Here is an 18,386-nt window from a genome sequence, read left to right as displayed (position 1 = left end):
TTGCAGCTTGATTCGTTCATGGCGCCGGAGCGCTATAAATGAGGCGTCTTCCGGCCACGAAAGCCACAAGAGGTCTTCGCGCCTGCCCGGCGAGAGCGCCAGAACGAATGTCTGGAAACCCCATGCGATACCATCCCGGACAAAGCGCATGGCGCACATGTCATGCGCGCGGAACAGGTGCTTGTCTTTGCGCACGGGCCGGTCCACGATAATGTAGTTTCCCTGCTTCCAACCTCGGAGCATACTCCGGTCGCGCAAAGGCTCTTCGTCCGTTCGCTCGAATTCGAGGAAAACTGAAGAACCCACTTCCATGCTGTTTTCGAGGCGTTCCAGTCTGCGTATTCTCGCCGTGGCCGCCGCGCCTTGAACGATGGCGTCTTTCGTCATGACTAAACCCCCGTTTGTCAATTGCGGACGGAATGCATACTCCACATTTTTCCGCTGCACACACCTCACAACAGGAACCTGAACGACCAACCGCCGCCACAACAGGCAGTGTTCGTCCCCCTGTCTACGGTGTGCAGTATGCAATATATGGTGTAATTTGTCAAGACATGGGGAATACTATTGCACGTTGCGTGAAAAGCGTTGAAATTCCAGGTCTTGTATGTTTGTCTTTGCGGCGGGCAAAGCGGTCTGCTTTGGATTGGCGCTGTCGCTCAGGTATCGTCCGTTGCTCGCACACGGTCGAGCAGATCAATCGCGGCGCGCACTTCTTCCGTGAGCTTGTCGAGCAGGTCGATGGCCTCGCGGCGGGATGCTGGCGAGACAACGCCCTGGATCGCCTGAATCAGTCTGGTGCGGGCCCCTTCGGGGGAAAGGCCTTCACTGCGGAGGTACTGGCGCACCTTGAGGATTTTGTCAATAAGGTCGGCCTTGTAATAGCGCTTGTTAGAACGGTCGCGCGGCGGCTTGATCTCGGGAATGAGGCTCTCCCAATAGCGCAGTACATGCACAGGCACATGCAGCAGGCGGCTGACTTCGGCGATCCGGTACCGCCGGTTCGGGTCGATCTTGGGCGTATCAAGGTCAATTCTGACTGGCACATCGTGATTTGACATATCAGTGTTTCCGTTGCCGGAACCGCAGTCCTGCGCCCCTCCGGTCAAGCTGCTTCTATTGTTGCCCGGTCTGTCTTGCGCACGCCGCTGTCCCCGCGGCAGAGCGCTTGCTCCCGCCTGCAGCGCGCCCTGCATTACGAACGTTCCGCAGTTCCCATACGAGGCTCGCACCCGCATCAGGCCTGCGCCGAGCCTTACGGTGCCCCCCCGCTCTACCGCGCATCGTCGTCGGCCATGATATAAGGCCGCAAAAGGAGCATGCAAGCCGGCGCGGCTGCAAAGGAACGGCGCCGTCTTATTCTTCTTATTCTTCTGCCTTGCGATCCTGAGTCCACGCCGTCAGGTTGGTCAGGTCCCGGCGGGGTCTGCTGATGATGCAGGCCGCGGCGTAGCCAATCAGGAACATGAACAAGTTGGCAAGCATCCCTGCGTAATAGGTGTCGATGGGCTTGGCAATGCGCGCGGCCAAGGCATCGCCGAACCCGAGGGCCGCAAACGTGTCAGGCGTAATCCACTTCAATTCCGAGGCTGTGATGTAGAGCGAAAAGGCGAGGGCAGTCAGGATTCCGGCCAGGACCGCGCGGCCATCGCCGCGCGTCGTCAGAAAGCCGAGCACATACAGGCCCAAGAGCCCGCCGCCGGTCAGGGCGCCCAGCTTGGTGGCGGTATCTTGCAGCGTCTTGTCATTGGCCTTCATCAGCAAGAATGCGCCGGCCAGCATGACGAAGGATGCGGCCAGCGAGATAAGCTTTGCCGCCATCACGTAGTGCCGGTCCGGCCTGCCGCGGACAAGACGGCGCTTGTAGATATCGACGATACTGACGGCGGAGATGGCGTTGATGCTGGATGAGAGTGACGACATGGCGGCGGCGAGCACGCCCGCGATAACCAGTCCGGAGAGCCCCGCGGGCAGGTACTTGACCACGAAAAAGGGGAGCACTTGCTCGGTCTTTCTGACGCCGGTCAACATCTCGGCGGCGGCCGGGTCGGGGTGCAGTTTGAAGAACACATAGAGCGCCGTGCCGAGCAACATGAAGAAGCCCCACGTCGGCACGCTGCACACGCAGCAGATCCAGATGGCGCGCGTGGCCTCTTTCGGGTTCTTGGACGCGCAATACTTTTGAATGACGTTCTGGTTGCTGCTGTATTCGGTGAGCCAGTTGTTCAGGCCGATGAGCAGCATCATTACGACGGTCTTGTCGATCAGCGAGAAGCCCCACGGCGCTTTTTCGAGCTTGCCCGTAGCCTGGTTCAAGTCCCCCAGCATGAACTTGCCGTCGTTCCAGGCCTCGGAGAGAATGCGGGCGAAACCGCCGTCGATTTTGTAGATGATGACGAAAAGGCAGATAAACCCGCCCGCCCAAAGCAGGAACGACTGAATGAAATCGGTCCAGATGACCGCCTCGATGCCGCCCGTGATCGTATAGAAGGATGTGACCACGCCGCCGATCAGAATGCACCAGTAGGGGTCGATACCGGTCATCTCGTGGACGAGCAGTGCCACGAGATAAAGAATCAGGCTGAGACGGATTACCTGGCCGACCACGAACATCGAAGAGGCATAGAGCCGGGTCCCCGACCCAAATCGCGCCTCGAGGTACTCGAAAGCCGAGACGGCTTTTGCTTTGCGAAAGTAAGGCAGAAAGAAGAGCGAGGCAAAGTAGATGCCGAAAGGCAGCATGATACACGGCAGAAACCGGATATAGGCCGTCTTGTAGGCGTCGGCGGGATAGGCGACGAAGGTGATTGAACTGATCGACGTGGCGAACATGGACAGGCCGATCAGCCAGCCGGGAAAGGAGCGATTCCCGAGGAAATACCCCTCGGTTGACCGGCCGCGCCGTGCGAAAAGCGGGCCCATCATGGCCATTGAACCGAAGTATAAGATGAGAATTACCCAGTCCAGCGTCGTAAACTGCGTCGGTGCCATGGCCGCTCCCCGCGTGTTTTGTCCTTCCCACAGTGAAACTGGCTGAGGGTATCAGCTTGACCGGCATGGGTCAAGGAACGGCGACAGGAATGACGACAGAAGCCGTGCGAAAAAGCAGGCGTTCGTTCGCTCGCAGACCCGCGCCTGAGTCCGGGACAGGGCTCTTCAAGGAAAGAGCGACAGTTTGTTTTTGTTATAGAAACTGGGCAACATATGGCCCTAATGCTACTCAGCCACCTATGCGTTTTTATCGGCAAGGCAGGGTATATTCAACGGAGACTCCAGATGAATAAGCAGACGGCGGCGGCCATGTATCAGCAGGCGGGCGGATTGCACGCGCAAGGACGGAACGAGGAGGCGCTGAAACTCCTGGACCAATTGCAGGAGGCCTTTCCGGATGAGAAGAGTATCCTGCTTGCGAAGGCACGCGTTCTGGATGCGCTGGGCCGCTTCCAGGATGCATGGAAGACCTGCATGCATTTCGAGTATCTGTTCCCGGGGCCCGAGGCGGAGGAACTGAAGGCAAACCTCGCGGAAAAGCTGGTGAGCTCCGGCGCGGCGCGCAAGGACCGGAGCGAAGTCTTCCTGGGCCTCAGTCGGACCCAGCTGGCGCTGGCTGTGGCGGCGGTCGTGCTTTGGGTGGCGGGCTCCGCGATGATCCTGTCGGGAGGGCGGTTTATGCCGGTTTCGGGCGCGTGGGTGCTGACGGCGGCGGTGATCTATACCGGGCTGGTCTTCGCCGAGCGCATTTACGATATCAACGACTTTTTGCTCGAATCGTGTTCCTGGGCCGCGTGGAACACCGCGCCCATCGCGGTCGTTATCGGCGTCGGGAACGTCTACCCGGGGCTGCAGGGTTTTGTGGGGCAAATGGCGGCAGGTGGCGGCTCTTATTGGGGCAATGCGGGCTTTCTGTTCCTTATGGCGCCGCTATGGGCACTGGCCGGACTTGCGGGCTCGGCTGTTTCCGTGGGCATTTACAGGTTCATTATTGACGTTTCGGAAAACCCGGGCATGGGCGGCCTGGGCGCGATTCTGAGCGGCGCGCTTTTCGGCTCTATTCTGTTTTTCCTGTCCGCGGCGGAAGCGCAGTTCATCGCCCCGTTCTTCGGGTTCATAGCGGGCTTTGCGGGATGGTGGCTTTATCTGGCGTTTGGCATTCTCAACCGGCGCATCGCGGCCAGTCTGCTGCGATAGGGGGCCGGTTTCGGCGTGGCGCGGCGGCGCATACCTGGTCGCGCAAGGCCGTTGTCCGGGGGACAGGCTGTTGCCTATAATGGGTGTTGCCCGGGGAGAGTCCTTGGAAATCAATGCAGGCGGGAGAGAAGAACATGGAACGGTTCAAGCTGGGATTCATCGGTGCGGGTTTTATCTCGAAATTTCAGGCGACGGCCCTGCAGTATGTGCGGGACGTGGACCTTGCGGGCGTGTTCGCGCTGAAGGGGTCGGAGGAACTCGCGGCCTTCGCGCATCAAATAGGCGTGGGCGGGTGCAAGGTCTATGGGAGCGTAAAGGAACTGTGCGACAACGTTGACGCGGTATGTATCTTTGCCCCGAATTTCGCCCGCCTTGAGATTATGCAGGGGGTGGCGGACGCGGTGAAGGCGGGGGCCGCGCTCAAGGGCGTCATCGTGGAAAAACCTCTGGGCCGGACCGTCGCGGAAGCCGGGGAATTGGTTCGCATCGCGAAATCCACGAGGCTGCCCACCGCTTATTTTGAAAACCAGATACACATGAAGGCGATCCGGGCCGCGTTGACCCAGCTCGCGCCGCAACAGCGGACCATGGGCCCGATTGCTCTGGCGCGCAGCGCGGAAGAACACGCCGGGCCGCACGAGCCTTGGTTCTGGGACCCGACGCGCCAGGGTGGCGGCGTGCTTTCGGACATGGGCTGCCACAGCATCGCGGTGAGCTGGTACGTGCTGAACCCAGTGGGCAAGCCGGTAACCTACCTGCAACCGGTGGCAGTGCAGGCGGAGACGGCGCTGCTCAAATGGGGCGCCCCGGCGAATCGCGCGAAACTCCTGAAGAGAATGGGGATTGACTACGGCAAGACTCCGGCGGAGGACTTTTGCACGGGCATCGTCACGTTCAAGAACCCGGAGACGGGCCAGCTGGTCAAGGCGCAGTTCACGAACTCCTGGATGTACGATAAGCAGGGACTGCGGCTGTGCATGGACGGGCTCGGGCCGGGTTACGCATTCGAGATCAATACCTTGATGTCTTCGCTGCAGGTGTTTATCGGCGACGAGGCGGCCGAAGCCGCGGCGGATGCCGAAACGGCGCTGGAAAAATCCACGGCGAGCCGCGGCCTCCTCGCCGTGCAGTACAACGAGGCGGACCTGTATGGCTACGTGGACGAGGTCAAGGACGCCGTCCAGTCCTTCAAGCAAGGCAAGGACGCGCTGCTGAATTTCGAGTACGGCCTCGAGATCACAAGACTGTGCCAGGCGGGCTACCTTGCGGCGGAAAAGCGGCAGACCATCGACCTCACGGACGCGGCGGTCCAGGCGGAACTGCAGGGCTACAAGTCGTTAATCGCACAGGGCCGCGGCGCGGAAGTGCTGTGTTGACGGGACCGTCCCGGCGTTAGAGCGGTGTCAAGAGGGCGGCGGCCGTTTCGTCGAGGTTTTCCTGGTCGTAGACGGCCACGGCCGCGGGCGGCTCTGTTCCCGTGATGAACGCTTCTCGCCATCTGCCGCCGCGCACGCCCGATTCGCGTTCGACATTTATGAATTGCACACCGTCAGGCACGTCGAAGTCGCGGACAGGCAAACCTTCGTGCGCGCGGATCATGAACTCCGTCCAGATAGGGCAGGCGAGCCGGCCGCCGGTATAATCGCGCCCCCGTCCCAGCGGGCTGTTGTCGCGATACCCCATCCAAACGACGCAGGTGAAGTCAGGAGTGAATCCGCAGAACCACACGTTGCGGTTCTCGTTGGTCGTGCCTGTCTTGCCGGCGCGCGGCCTGCCCAGAGCCTTGGACCGGGAACCGGTGCCATACTCCGCAGCGCCCTGCATGAGGTAGGTCATCACATATGCCACGTTGGCCGGCAGGGCGCGTTCGACGCGCTGGTCGCTGTGGTAGTCGTAGCGGGTGAGCCCGTCGCGGTTGCGGATTTCCGCGACCATGACAGGGTCGTAGCGGACGCCCTCGTTGGCGAAGCAGGAGTAAGCGGTGCAGTGGTCGAGCACGAGCACGTCGGGCGTGCCCAAGCCTACTGTGAGCCCGGCCACATCGTCAATGGGGGTGGTGATGCCGCATCGGCGCAGCATCGCGCGTACCTCCGGCATGCCGAAGCGTTCCACGAGCTTGATCGAGATGATATTGACGGATTTTTCTATGGCGCGCCGCAGGGTAACCGGCCCTTCGAAGGTGCCACCGAAGTTCTGAGGCGCCCAAGGCTTTCCAGCACCGTCGTAACGCACAAAGGGCTCGTCGACCATGATTGTGGAGGGGGTCAGGCCTTTGGAAATAGCCACGGCCCAGACGAAGGGCTTGATACTGGAGCCGGGCTGACGCCGCGCCTGCGTGACGGTATTGTATTTCTGTTGCTCGAAATCTCGGCCGCCGACCATGGCGCGGACGAAGCCCCGGTATGGCTCGCGATTGTCGATGCAGACCAGGGCCCCGCTGACGGGCTGGAATTCGTCGGCTTTTCCTTGTCTTGTGAGCTGTTCCAGCCGTTGCTGGTCAAAGGCGCCGAGCCCCGCAAGCAGGACCTCCTCGGCGGCGCGCTGCAGGCGCATGTCAATCGTGGTGTGTACTTCAAGACCCTCGCCGAAAACCTCGTCCTTTTCGGTCTGGGCCAATAGGAAGCGGCGTACTTCTTCACAGAAATAGGCCGCTTTGAAGCGGTTGGGTTTCCAGACGCCTTCGCCGCGCGAGGCGAGTTCGGCCCGTTCCTCCGGCGTGACCACGGATGCATCCATGTCTGCTTGCATGGCGGCCTCATACTCGGCCGGGGTGATGAACCCGTTTCCGAGCATCTGGCCGAGTACGACGCCGCGCCGGGTCAGAGCGGCGTCGCGATTCGCGAAGGGATTCTGTGAATTGGGTGCGCGCGTGATCCCGGCGAGCACGGCCGCCTCGGCCAGCGTGGTGTCGCGGCAGCTTTTGTTGAAATACTGATGCGAGGCCGCTTCGACGCCGTAGGCGCTGATGCCGAGGAAGATCTGATTGAGATAGAGTTCAAGGATTTCGTCCTTGGTGAAATGGCGTTCGACCTGCAACGCGACGATAGCCTCGCGTATCTTGCGCTCGAGCGTGACTTCCTGGCCGATTTCGAGCGGCTCAACGTTGCGCACGACCTGCATGGTAATGGTGCTTGCGCCGCGTGCGCGGCCCGTCTGGAAGTAGAACAGCAACGAATTGATGATGGCATCGGGGCGGACGCCCTTGTGCTGGTAGAAAATGTCGTCTTCGGTCGCGAGAAAAGCCTTTTGCAGGTGCAGAGGAATGTCGGTCAGCCGCACCAGCTGCCGCTGTTCCTCGGAGAACTCGCCCAGCAGCTCGCCGTCCCAGGAATACACTTTACTCCCGATTTTAGGCCGGAATTCGTCAAGAATAGCGATGACGGTCTTTGCGTCTTCGAGTACCTTGACGAACACGCCAAGCCCGGCGCCCCACACAGCGCCCGCGACCAGCATGATAAGGAAGAATAGCGCACCGCAACCGCGGTGGAACGCTTGCGATTTTTGAGTGTCTGGCATAATTTCAGCTTAGCACGCTTAAGATGCCGCCGCAATGCGGAGCACTGACTTTGGTCATGACGGAGTATGAATACCGCGCGGGCCGTGCAAGTTTCACGGCGCGCGGTCCTGCGTGGGGCGGAAGATTCCCCACCATCGGCAGAGGACCGCTTGAGCCAGGAACGCGCCGCCCGTATTGGCGAGCAAGTCGAGCGGGTCGAACGAGCGCAGGGGAACGAAATACTGGTGGATTTCGTCCGTAAACCCGTAGAACACGGCAAAGGCCAGAGGCGCCAATGCCTGAACGGATGGTCGCACCGGCCGTCCGCTTCGACGCAACCCCGTGGAGACGAGCGCGGCCAGACCGCCATAGACCAAGACGTGCGCAACCTTATCCAGCCCCTTGAAGCGGTAGTTGTCGGGCACAGGTTCCGACCGCGACGAGAGGTAGAATATCGCGGCGCAGTAGAGGGCGGTAAGAAAATAGTAGCGGGTTTTCATCGGTCTTGGCTGGCCTACCCGGGGAAACAGCGGACGGCGCCGCCGTGCGCGTTGAGTACGAAGGACCACAGCGTGCCTTCAACGCCAATCCCGGTGACGTAGGCCAAGTCAGGCGCCGCAAGCACACGCCGCAAGGGCGTTTCCTGACTTGATACGCGCCCGAGCGCGTCGGTGCGGAAGGTCAGGGTGGAGGCCCCGCCGCCGGACAGCATGTCCGCCATGAGCAATAGCGCGTCCGCGGCTTCGCCTTCGCGCAGTTCGAGCAATTGCATGGCCATGAAAAAAGCGCGCGGCGAGTCCAGCACCCAGAGATACCCCGTTAGCGGAAGCAACTCGTCGGGATTCTCCAGGTAGACTTGAGGCGCTATGGCGCGGCGAAGATAGCGCTCGGCATGCGTGCCCGCACGGTCGAGCAGCGCGTTTCTGCGCAAGACCAGGTCGGGCCGCGCCGCGAACTGGAGCCGCTGGATAATCCGGAGCAACTCCGTTGCCGCGGCCAGCGTGAACTCAGGCGCGACCGTCTGGCCAACGCGCGGGATGAATTCGGAGGGGTTTGAGGTCACTTCCATGGGTATGGGCGATATCTCGAGGATGGGCCGGGCAGAGACCAGCCCAAGTTGCGCCGCGTTTGCGCCCAAGCCCGCCGGCACGAGCACGGCGGCGACACTGTGCAGTTGGTAGGGCACGGCGGCCAGGAGGGTGCCCAGGCTCTGAATGTGGGCCTCGTTCAAGAGACCACCGTCGAACAGAAAGACACCATGCTGTGCGTAGAAGAACGGGCCAGGCGGAGGCAGATTCACGAATTTGACGAATTCCGGCGGGGGAAGCAAAGGCCCCAATGAAAGCGCCGCCTGAATGACCAGGCCGAGGCCCGGCTGTGCTGTTCCGGGGGAGACAGCAAGTAATCTCAGGAGGTCAAGCGGGGGATCGAACGCTTCCCGGAGCGCTTCGCCGACTGTCGACAACTGTTCGGGCGGCATGCCCGGCGTGACGCTGTCCAGCCATTGCAGAGCCAGGCCGAGGCTGTTGAAATCGGGCGGTGTCTTTTGCGCGCTTGCCGCGATTGCCTCGAGGGCGCACCTGCAGGAAGCGATTGCGCGAATGGGCGTGGCGTCGCCGCCGTTGCGCAAGGCAAAGTCCCAAAATGCCACATGGCCCGGCGTAAGCGGCCGGGTGGCGAAAAAGGATGTGTAAAAGTCGTGCCACTCGTCGTCGGAAAGAGACTCATCGCTAATCTCGGCCAAAATCGTGTTCGCCGACTCGGTGTCGGCCTGTTCACGGACCTGGTCAAGCGCCGAGGCAAGTTTGGCCCCGCGTTCGGCCGACAAGCCGGTCTCTTCCGTATCATCCAGCGCCGCCGCCGGCGGCGTTGTAGCGGGCGCCTGCGGCGCCTGCGGCCCTGCTGGCGCGACCGGTGTCTGGAGGGGTTGTGCAAAGGCCCAACCAGCAGGGAGGGCGGATGCAACAAGCAAGAAATGCAGAAGACGAACGCTCATCGGCGAATAATCCCGTGAATGGATATCTGGTCCCTGTTCAGAGGACATCACGAGCCGCTATTATCGGTTTCCGCCCCCGCAGGCTGCAAGCGGAGGGGCATCAGCGCCTTGCGTGGCGCGTTGCGCCCCTGCTACTATGACGTCCATAAACGGCCATTCGGGATCGGGCGCTCACATGGGCGTTGCGCCAAGGTGGAGCAGTGTCCCGATTCTTCGGCACGGGATGGAGAAACATATGTCGAGGAGCACAGGTGCGGGCATCCTGGCGTGCGTGCTGGCATTGCTGGTCATGCAGAGCGCACAGGCCCAGTGGCGTTGGACGCCCCAAACCGGGCGTTGGGTCAACATCAAGAATCTGCCGAAAGAAACGCCGGAACTGCAGGTGGAGTATGCGCGCAGTCTCTTCATGAAGGAACGGTACAAGGAGGCTTACCGCGAGACGGAAAAATTCGAGGAGTTTTACGGGGACACGGAATACGCGGACGATAACCAGTTCCTTCGGGGCGAGATCCGTCTGGCGCAGGGCAAACACCTGGCCGCGGCGCGCGAGTTTCAGCAGGTGGTGGCGAATTATCCCGACACGGACCTCTTTGACGCGGTTATTTCGAAACAGTACGAAATTGGCGACGACCTCTATCAGCAGGGGACGGCGCGCGCGGACCGTTGGTGGCCGTTGTTCCGGGAACGTCCGCTGAAACGGGCGGCGGAGGTCTACGGGATGGTGATTCGCAATCAGCCGTTCACGCCTGAGGCCGCGGAAGCGCAATATAAGGTGGGGTTGTGCCACTATGCGCGCGAGGGCTATGTCGAGGCGGCATATGAATACCGGCGGGTCGTGGAAGACTATTCGGGTTCCGAGTGGGTCGACGAGGCGAGCGAAGGCTTGGCGATGTGCTATTACAGGATGTCGTTGCCGGCGGCCTATGACCAGGGACCCAGTGAGCTCGCCATCAATGCCATAGATGATTTCAAGGTCCGCTTTCCAGGGGATGCCAGGGTCGCCGACCTGGATGCAAAGCGGGTCGAGATGCGGGAAGGCATCGCATCGCAGCGGCTTCAGTCGGCACAGTTCTACGAGCGGCGCCGGGAATTCGCCTCGGCGCGGCTGTACTATGAAATTGTTGTAGCGGAGTATGGCGAGACGGAAGCGGGAAAGACCGCTCAGACATGGCTGGACGAACACCCCATGGTGGAGAGTCCGTTCAGCAAGGGCATTGGCCGCGAGAAACGGAAATAGGCGTGACACACAGGACGCAATGGGCAGTGCTGGCCGCGCTGACAGGCGCGGCGCTTGCGGGTTGCGGTTACACGACCGAGAGCACGCTGCCTGCAAAGTATCAGACGGTGTTTGTGTCTTCGTTCAAGGACATGAGCCCGCAATATGACCTGCAAGCCCCCTTGACCAACGCTATCGTGCGCAAGTTCGTCACGGACGGGCGCCTCGATGTCGCGAATCGCGAGAACGCGGATTTGCTGCTCGAAGGCACTATTCTCGATTACAGGATGAAGGGCCTGACCTTTGACCAGGCGGACAATGTCACCCAGTTTCTTGTAGTCGTAGCCGCGGCGGCGCGTCTCACCGACAAGGAGACCGGGGAGGTGCTTTGGGAAGAGCCGCTGCTGGCGGGCGAGACCACGTACTATACGCGCGCGGCGGGACAATCGTCTGACCGGTTGCGGGGCAACTCCGAGGCTTTTCTGCCGACTGTGCGGTCGTTCTCGACGGAAGAAGAAAACCGGGCCGCCTCCGAAGCGCTTGAGCAATTGGCATCCGACATCTTTTACCGAACGGTGGAGCCTTGGTGACGGTGTGCTGGTTCAAGAGTTCCTAGAGCAGTTTGACCCCGGGCAGGCGCCGCCCGTGGTGCTCTTCTGTCCAGGTGTGGGCAAGGGCCGCAATCCCACCTTCGAACCCGTGCTCGCGCAGCGGGCCGCTGCGGCAATCGCCGACGCCTTCGTGGAATCTTCCCTGCGCGACTTCGCCTATGCCCTGTTTTACGCGGATGAAACGGACGCCGGCGCCGTAGTGCTCGAAGCGCAGACCCTGCCGTTTCTGGCGCCGCGCCGCGTCGTCGAAGTGCGCAACGCCGAAGCCTATGAGACGGAATCGCGCGGGAAGGCGCTGCATGCGTATCTGGCGGACCCGAACGATGCCACCGTGATGGTGCTCATAGCCTCGGAGGTTGACCGCCGTCTCAAGTTTTTCAAGGCATGTCAGCGCGTGGGCGCCATCATTGAATGCCCGGAACTGGAGAAGCGCCAGCTTGAAGCCGAGGTGCACACCGAACTGCGCAAGCGGCATAAGGAAATCGCCAGAGACGCCGTAGACGAACTGCTGCAGCGCGCGGGCAGCCGTCTTGGGGATGTCCAAAACGCTGTCCAGGTGGTAGCCGACTTCGCGGGCGGCAAGGAGCGGATCGCGCTTTCCGATGTGGTCGATGCCTGTGCCGACATCGCGGAGGAGGCGGTCTGGGCGCTGACCGATGCTATCGCTACATCACAGATGGGCGCCGCTGTCGCGCACCTGCGTCGGCTGCTTTCCTTCGGCAAGCATCCGGACGAAATCATGGGTACGCTCAACTGGCTGCTGAAGTCCGCGTATGCGGTCTTGACGCCGGATGGCGGCGCCAAGCTGACCCCCTTTCTGGCGAAGAAGGTCAAGCCCCTTGCCGAGAAGCTGGGTTGCGCAAAAATGCGGGACGCGTTCGCCCTGTGTACGGAAACGCAGTTCATGATGCGCAGCACGGGCGTCGATCCGGAACTGGCGCTCGAATTGCTCGTGATCAAGCTGTCGGCGCCGGGGCGTGCCGCGAAACGAGCGGCGCGCGCGAAACCAGAGGGCCGCTGAGGGGTCAAGAACGTTCAGGCTCGCCTGGCGGGCTTTCAGGCGCTGTGTCGCCCCGTTCCGGCAAGTCGCGCATGGCGCGTATGGCGTCGATGCCCTGCCAGTACTCACGCAGCGCGGAACGGCCTTCGCCCGTAATGCGGAACTCCGTGTGGGGAATCCGGCCGTTGAAACTCTTCTCGACCTCGACGTATCCCACCCTCTCCAGCTTGTCCATATGCGAAGAAAGGTTGCCCTTCGTAAGACCGAGCGTACTCAGCAGGAAATTGAAATCCACTGCGTCCACGCCGGATAGAAGCGTGAGTATCCGGAGCCGGGCCGGTTCGTGGATCGTGCGGTCCAGGTCCGTCATGAGGACGGCGCTCCATCGTTGCCGGACGCCAAGGTTTCATCGTCTCCTGGCGGGGCGGTGTCCAGGCCGGACCGGGCCAGCCGGCGCAGTTTGCGCAGGGCATACCGGCTGTAGACGTGCCCCGCAATGATGGCTACCAGGCCATAGCCGAACACGGGCACGATCATGTTGAGGATGGTCCACTGGCCGGGGAATCGTATTGGTGCGCCCGCGAGCAATAGAATGGCGTGCAGCCCGTAGAGAATGGGCCAGAACCACGCCCAAAAACCTAATCCTTGCGCACGGATCATGTAGATGAGGAACGGGGCCATGTACAGAGCCGAAAACGGCTGCAAATGGTGCAGGGAGAGGTAGTTCAGGCTTACCAGCAATGCGCCGACAAGGTGATAGATGACCAGGCCGCCGCCGAGGGCCGTCAAGAGCCAGGCGCGGCCGGAATCAGCCTCGCCCGCTTCCTCGGAGTAGCTCACGTAACCCTCTTCGCCGTACAACCATTGGGTAATCCGGAAAACAAGGTCACCGCCCCACGGTGAGAGCGAGAACCACGTTAGAGCGAGGATCATCAGTCCCATGAAGGCTACGGAAACGTAGACGAGCACATCGTTGCCGGACTGGTAGGCCATGTTCGTCAACGCGGCGGTGACGCCGATAACGACGACCATCGCAACAATGAACACCCACTGGACGAGGAACGATATGGTCCGGCTCTTGGCGTATCGGCGCGCCCACTGCACAATAAGACGGGGGTCGCCCGCCTGGAGGTCCTGGGGATGTCGCTCACGTTTCATCCGGCGCATGCTCCTGCAGCCCCTTGCTTACGGTCTTCTAGCATATGATCTAAGGCAAGTCAATACAAGAACATAGGCAAACACACAACGCGGGGGCCGGGCGGTGGGCGCCCCGCCTGATTCCGCTCGGCGCCGGCCCGCGCTCTGCGTGTTCCCCCGGTGTTAACCGACAAGCTTCTTGTTTCGTTACTATGCGGAGAGTATAATCCTTTGTGTTGACAAGGCAAACCACGACAAGGAGCACGCCCATGACCTGGGGTCCGTGGGAATTGTTCATCATTCTGGCGATCGTGTTGGTCCTGTTCGGCGGCGGCAAGCTGGCTGGCGTAGGCAAGTCGCTTGGCACGGCCGTGTCCGAGTTCAAATCGGCCGTTAAAGAAGTGGACGAGACCGACAAAGACAAGCCGGAACAAAAGAAAGACGCGTGAGCAATTCCTCGCGCCGCGTGTGAGCGGCGCGTTGCTGTATTGCATGAGAGCGCGAGGGGAAGGAGGCATCCTTTCGCGCTCGGTTTGCATTGTGCCGCCGTTCGGGCGGCTACCCTTCCTGGTAAGCGACCAGCTTGCGGTACAACGTGCGCAAGCCAATGCCGAGCATCTTGGCGCAACGCGCCTTGTCGCCGTCGCAGTGCCGAAGGGTCTCCTCGATGACCCGGCGTTCCACTTCCTCCATGGTCATGCCCACGCGAACGGTGATTTCGTCGGTGGCGGGCTTTGCCTCCAACCGGATATGTTCCGGCACATCGTGCAGGCGCAGCCGGGCATTGGACCTGACTGCGGTGACCATGCCCTCGATCGTATTTTCGAGTTGGCGGATGTTGCCCGGCCACTCGTAGCGGGCGAAGAGGTCGAGCACGGCGTTCTCGAAACCGGCCAAGTTCTTGGCGTGTCTAGCCGCCGCGTCGTTAAGCAGCCGGTTCGCGAGCAGCGGGATATCTTCGGGCCGTCTGCGCAGGGGCGGCGTTTCGATGACGACACGGCTGACCGTTTCGTGGAGTTTCGCATGGAATGCGCCCTGCGCGACGAGGCGGTCGAGCCGCTGATCCGTGGAGGCCAGGAAACGCACATCAACACGGACATGCCTGTTGTCGCCCGGGCGGGGGGTCTTGCTTGTCCGGAGCGCTTGATACAGGCTTTCCTGCAGCGCGGGGGAGAGTGCTTCGATGCCGGCCAAGTAGAAAGTGCCGCCGTCGGCAAGCAGAAAGCGGCCTTGACGCAAAGGTGAATTGCCCATGTCGCGCGCGATGGCGTAGCCGAACATCTCCGACCGGATAACCACCTCGGGCAGTCCGCGGCAGTCCAGACTCACGAAGGGGTTGTCGCGCCGCGGGCTGTTATGATGGAGCGCTTCCGCTACCAGGCGCTTGCCGGCCCCCGGTTCGCCGCAGATGAGGACGTGAGTGTCGGCTGGTCCGATGAGGCGAACCGCGTTGTAGAGTTGCGCCATGAGCCGCGATCTGCCGATCAGGCTGCTTAGGCCGAGCCGTTCGTCCAGACGGCGGTGCAATTCCGTTTTCGCCAGGGCGAGTTGCTGATAAGCGAGGCCATGCTGAATGACGGCTTCGAGCTTGGCCAGATTCACGGGGCGTGTCTGATAGTCGTATGCGCCCAGGCGGATCCCCTCGGTGGCGCGGTCGATGTCCTTGGGGTCCGCGATGAGAATGGCGCAAATATCCGGGTTCTGCGCGCGGGCCGCGGCCATAACGCGCAATCCATCGCCATGCTCCAGCGATAGTTCCGTCACGACGGCGTCAAACGGGCCCCGGTCGAGACACGCGAACGCCTTTTCCGCGGTGTCCACCCACTCGGCGCCATAGCGGCGGTCGCGCAGATAGGCCGCGGTGGCGCGGCCAACCTCGCGACTACGCTCGACGATTAACACGCTCGCTTGCGGCTTCTCTGTCATGGGCAACTTCTTCAGGCGCTTGAAAACGCCCCGGCTTGACACCACAATGCCGTAATTCTAGCCTGTCGGGTACTCGATGCGCACACGCGTTCGGCCGCCGCCTGTGAGAGGCGTGACGCGCCGTCCACTGGAGCACGCCGGACCAGGGCGCTGAAAACCCTTGAAGGGCCCCGTTCTTGACAAGGAACCGGGGGACCAGCGTCTGGACGCCGCGCAGCGGCGCCGGGAAGGCGGGACGCAGCGCGCGCCGGGGACATGCGCGAGGAAAGCCTGTGCCGAAACAGCGATTCCGTGCAGGAAAACGCGCGTTGAAAAGAGCGTTTTGCTGTGCTAGAATGACCGGCGAGGCCAGATGGGGAAAGTCTATGCTGCTTCTTAAGTCTTTTCCAATCGCGTCGCTAGTGGTGATGCTCAGCATTCTTGGCTGCGCCCGCGCGGCTCGGGACACGACCGGCTTTGCCATGTCGGACTCCGCAACGGTGGAGGCATCGTTCGAGGACGCGTGGCAAGCGGTCAAGGCCGTGTTGCGCGAACGCGGTCTCGAAATCTACACGCGCGACAAACGCGGACTCTTCGTTGCGTACTCCAATATGCGGCGGCACATTCTCGTTCCGCATCGCACGAAGTACACAATCGAACTCAGCCAGCTATCCGACCACGAGACGGGCGTGAACATCGAGACTTTGCGCGAAGTCTACGGCGTCACCCTGCTCACCTACCCGAACTGGCATGCGCGCAAGGCCACAGATAACAGCGAGGCGCTGGCTATTCTGGAAGCTCTGCAGGCCAAGCTCGCCGCGCCGCAGGAAGAGGCTCCAATCGAAGCGGCGGATGCGCCCCCCGCCGGTTAGCAGTCCCTTATTCTTTCGAAAACGGAAGAGGGGATTGGTGTGTCTCACGGGGACAGTGGGCTTGGTCATTTTTTATCATAATTCATATTTTTTGGCGCCGATTTGCCACAGGAACGTGAAAATGCTATAATCAATTAAGAGTAAGGCAGTCATGCCGGAGAAACTGAATCATGGTCTCATTCACGAATGTCGAGTGTCCGCACTGCGGGGCCAAGGGCAAGATCATTACGCCGCCGGTGGGCGCCATAATCGTCGGACCGTGTCCGGCCTGCAAGGATATGGTGGCCATTTTCTGCGGCTGTGTTCTGCCCTTGGATACGACCACCATGAACGCCGAGTCGATTGAGGAGCGGCGGCGCCATTTGCTGGAAGTGCTGACCCGCTTCCTTGATGACCGCCTGAGCAAGCTCTTCAACGAAGATGAGCCGCTGTTTGGTTGCGAACCTTCAGAGGCGGACGGCGAGAGTTGTAGTCCGCTTCCGGAAGGGGAGGAGACACCGGCCTCTGTACTGGAGAGTTCTGGCGATATTGTCAGTATTTCGCAAGAAGAGTTCGAGAAATTCGTGAATGTGGACCTCTCACTGCTGGATAACAAGGACTATTTCCGGGCGGTTTTCGGCTAGCAGTGAGGCGGGAATAATCGGGGGTGGTGTCTCGTAGCGCGGTAGCCGATATGCACCGCGGCTGAGGCTGTGGACTTCCGCGCAAGCGTTCCGGGTAGTTCTGTTGCGTCACTAGCGCCGCTGCGGTACATTCATGCCTGCTTCCAACGGAACAGGAACTACCATGGAATCAGTACTTACCTTGCCTGGACTGGGTTCCCTGCCAGCCCCCTCCGGATTCAGAACGCTGCCGGCATGCAGCGATGGCCTCTTTCGCGCAGGTGAGCAAGGGGTGACCACGATCGTCACGACGGGCGACGGGAAGGTCGAATTCATTGCATTTGAGAGCCACACGCTGGCGTATGTGAAGTCGTCGATGGGGCATCCGGCCTATTATCCGGTACATCCGGCGCACATGGAGAAGCCGTTGAAGGCGGTGCTGATGGACTTGGACGGCACCAGCGTCCGCAGCGAGGAATTCTGGATATGGATCATTCAACTGTCGACCGCAAGCGCGTTGGGGGACCCGCATTTCGAGCTGGAGGAAGCTGACCTGCCGTACGTTTCCGGTCACAGCGTATCGGAACATTTGCAGCATTGCATCCGCAAGTATTGTCCGGACCGGACGGTGGAAACGATACGGCGCCACTACTTCGAACACACGCACCGCGAATTGCAGGCGATAGTCGATGGCGGGGGCCGCGCGAATGCCTTCATGCCCTCGCCGGGGTTGAAGGAGTTCCTTCTGGAATTGAAGGGCAGGGGAGTGAGGATTGCGCTTGTGACTTCGGGTCTCTACGAGAAGGCCTGGCCTGAAATCCTGTCGGCGTTTCGTACCCTCGGCATGGGCGACCCGAAGGAATTCTACGACGCGATTATCACGGCTGGTTTTCCGCTTCGGCGGGGCGAAGCAGGCACGCTGGGCGAGTTGTCGCCGAAACCGCATCCGTGGCTGTATGCGGAGGCATGCCGGGTGGGGCTGGGTATGGAGTTCCAGGACAGGAACGCCGTGATCGGGCTGGAAGACAGCGGCGCGGGTGTGTGCAGCATCCGTCTGGCGGGTTACCCGGCGATCGGCATGGCGGGCGGCAACATTGTGCAAAGCGGCACGCGCGGATTGTGTACGCACTACTGCGAGGATTTTTCGGAGGTGTTGCGGCTCGCATTCGGGGAGTGAGCGCGGCACCGCGCGGCACAGGCGCGTTTCGAGAAGTTGTTCTGAAACCTGATTTCTGTCTCTAGTGTCCTGAGTTAGAAATTCCTTCACAAAGTCGAGCGATCTTCCGGAAGATTTCGTCGGCTGTTGCCGTCCAGATGAAAGGTTTCGGGTCCTTGTTATGGGCATCCAGGTAGTCATGAATAG

At 61.1% G+C, this 18,386-nt stretch carries 18 protein-coding genes; 9 read left to right on the top strand and 9 right to left on the bottom strand.

Annotated features, from left to right (window positions below; genetic code table 11):
* The 3 genes from KA184_17715 to KA184_17705 form a co-directional block, all read right to left on the bottom strand.
* The coding region (locus tag KA184_17715) for a flagellar brake domain-containing protein (protein ID MBP8131421.1) at nucleotides 1–387 on the bottom strand (387 nt) is incomplete at its 3' end.
* A 272-nt stretch (nucleotides 388–659) separates the two neighbouring features.
* On the bottom strand, nucleotides 660–1,061 hold the full coding sequence (locus KA184_17710) for a MerR family transcriptional regulator (protein MBP8131420.1): 402 nt from the start codon (nucleotides 1,059–1,061) through the stop codon (nucleotides 660–662).
* A gap of 304 nt (nucleotides 1,062–1,365) precedes the next feature.
* Nucleotides 1,366–2,991 carry a sodium/solute symporter gene (locus tag KA184_17705; GenBank protein MBP8131419.1) on the bottom strand — a complete coding sequence of 542 codons (1,626 nt, stop codon included), beginning with the start codon at nucleotides 2,989–2,991 and terminating at the stop codon, nucleotides 1,366–1,368.
* 285 nt (nucleotides 2,992–3,276) lie between these two features.
* Between KA184_17705 and KA184_17700 the strand changes: the two genes are divergently transcribed.
* Nucleotides 3,277–4,188, top strand: a complete 912-nt coding sequence (locus tag KA184_17700; protein MBP8131418.1) for a hypothetical protein — start codon at nucleotides 3,277–3,279, stop codon at nucleotides 4,186–4,188.
* Nucleotides 4,189–4,322: 134 nt separating this feature from the next.
* On the top strand, nucleotides 4,323–5,564 hold the full coding sequence (locus tag KA184_17695; protein MBP8131417.1) for a Gfo/Idh/MocA family oxidoreductase: 1,242 nt from the start codon (nucleotides 4,323–4,325) through the stop codon (nucleotides 5,562–5,564).
* Between the two features lie 16 nt (nucleotides 5,565–5,580).
* Here KA184_17695 and KA184_17690 read toward each other — a convergent pair whose 3' ends face one another.
* The 3 genes from KA184_17690 to KA184_17680 all read right to left on the bottom strand — a co-directional run bounded on the left by KA184_17690 (nucleotide 5,581) and on the right by KA184_17680 (nucleotide 9,680).
* The gene (locus KA184_17690) at nucleotides 5,581–7,704 is read right to left on the bottom strand and encodes a PBP1A family penicillin-binding protein (GenBank protein MBP8131416.1); all 2,124 of its coding nucleotides are present in this window, start codon (nucleotides 7,702–7,704) and stop codon (nucleotides 5,581–5,583) included.
* Nucleotides 7,705–7,797: 93 nt separating this feature from the next.
* A complete protein-coding gene (locus KA184_17685; GenBank protein ID MBP8131415.1) occupies nucleotides 7,798–8,184 on the bottom strand; it encodes a VanZ family protein in 387 nt (128 codons plus the stop codon).
* Between the two features lie 14 nt (nucleotides 8,185–8,198).
* On the bottom strand, nucleotides 8,199–9,680 hold the full coding sequence (locus tag KA184_17680; protein MBP8131414.1) for a hypothetical protein: 1,482 nt from the start codon (nucleotides 9,678–9,680) through the stop codon (nucleotides 8,199–8,201).
* 235 nt (nucleotides 9,681–9,915) lie between these two features.
* Here KA184_17680 and KA184_17675 point away from each other — a divergent pair, with 235 nt between their 5' ends.
* Genes KA184_17675 through holA form a run of 3 tightly spaced genes read left to right on the top strand, consistent with a single transcriptional unit; the run spans nucleotide 9,916 to nucleotide 12,528 of the window.
* Nucleotides 9,916–10,917 (top strand): tetratricopeptide repeat protein, encoded by a 1,002-nt coding sequence (locus tag KA184_17675; GenBank protein ID MBP8131413.1) that lies wholly within the window; start codon nucleotides 9,916–9,918, stop codon nucleotides 10,915–10,917.
* 2 nt (nucleotides 10,918–10,919) lie between these two features.
* Nucleotides 10,920–11,486, top strand: a complete 567-nt coding sequence (locus tag KA184_17670; protein MBP8131412.1) for an LptE family protein — start codon at nucleotides 10,920–10,922, stop codon at nucleotides 11,484–11,486.
* A gap of 4 nt (nucleotides 11,487–11,490) precedes the next feature.
* Nucleotides 11,491–12,528 carry a DNA polymerase III subunit delta gene (holA, locus tag KA184_17665; GenBank protein MBP8131411.1) on the top strand — a complete coding sequence of 346 codons (1,038 nt, stop codon included), beginning with the start codon at nucleotides 11,491–11,493 and terminating at the stop codon, nucleotides 12,526–12,528.
* Nucleotides 12,529–12,532: 4 nt separating this feature from the next.
* On the opposite strand, the gene KA184_17660 is transcribed toward holA, so the two are convergent.
* Together KA184_17660 and KA184_17655 are read right to left on the bottom strand one after the other, a co-directional pair.
* Complete coding sequence (locus KA184_17660; GenBank protein MBP8131410.1) at nucleotides 12,533–12,877, bottom strand: transcriptional regulator; 345 nt, start codon at nucleotides 12,875–12,877, stop codon at nucleotides 12,533–12,535.
* Nucleotides 12,874–13,665 (bottom strand): hypothetical protein, encoded by a 792-nt coding sequence (locus tag KA184_17655; protein ID MBP8131409.1) that lies wholly within the window; start codon nucleotides 13,663–13,665, stop codon nucleotides 12,874–12,876. Before KA184_17655 ends, KA184_17660 begins: the two co-directional genes overlap by 4 nt.
* 248 nt (nucleotides 13,666–13,913) lie before the next feature.
* Here KA184_17655 and tatA point away from each other — a divergent pair, with 248 nt between their 5' ends.
* Entirely contained in the window at nucleotides 13,914–14,093 is a 180-nt protein-coding gene (tatA, locus tag KA184_17650; protein MBP8131408.1) for a twin-arginine translocase TatA/TatE family subunit, read from the top strand.
* A gap of 109 nt (nucleotides 14,094–14,202) precedes the next feature.
* On the opposite strand, the gene KA184_17645 is transcribed toward tatA, so the two are convergent.
* Nucleotides 14,203–15,570, bottom strand: coding sequence for a sigma-54-dependent Fis family transcriptional regulator (locus KA184_17645; GenBank protein MBP8131407.1), 1,368 nt, complete (start codon nucleotides 15,568–15,570; stop codon nucleotides 14,203–14,205).
* 365 nt (nucleotides 15,571–15,935) lie between these two features.
* On the opposite strand from KA184_17645, the gene KA184_17640 reads away from it, so the two are divergent.
* The 3 genes from KA184_17640 to KA184_17630 all read left to right on the top strand — a co-directional run bounded on the left by KA184_17640 (nucleotide 15,936) and on the right by KA184_17630 (nucleotide 18,200).
* Nucleotides 15,936–16,421: a hypothetical protein gene (locus tag KA184_17640; GenBank protein ID MBP8131406.1), complete on the top strand. Its 486-nt coding sequence runs from the start codon at nucleotides 15,936–15,938 to the stop codon at nucleotides 16,419–16,421.
* A gap of 170 nt (nucleotides 16,422–16,591) precedes the next feature.
* Entirely contained in the window at nucleotides 16,592–17,044 is a 453-nt protein-coding gene (locus KA184_17635) for a hypothetical protein (protein ID MBP8131405.1), read from the top strand.
* Between the two features lie 163 nt (nucleotides 17,045–17,207).
* Nucleotides 17,208–18,200, top strand: a complete 993-nt coding sequence (locus KA184_17630) for an HAD family phosphatase (GenBank protein MBP8131404.1) — start codon at nucleotides 17,208–17,210, stop codon at nucleotides 18,198–18,200.
* Nucleotides 18,201–18,386 lie beyond the last annotated feature (186 nt).

The organism is Candidatus Hydrogenedentota bacterium (assembly GCA_018005585.1).
GTDB lineage: Bacteria > Hydrogenedentota > Hydrogenedentia > Hydrogenedentales > JAGMZX01 > JAGMZX01.
The sequence above is the reverse complement of the archived record's forward strand: the minus strand, read 5'-3'. Positions and strand labels throughout refer to the sequence as shown.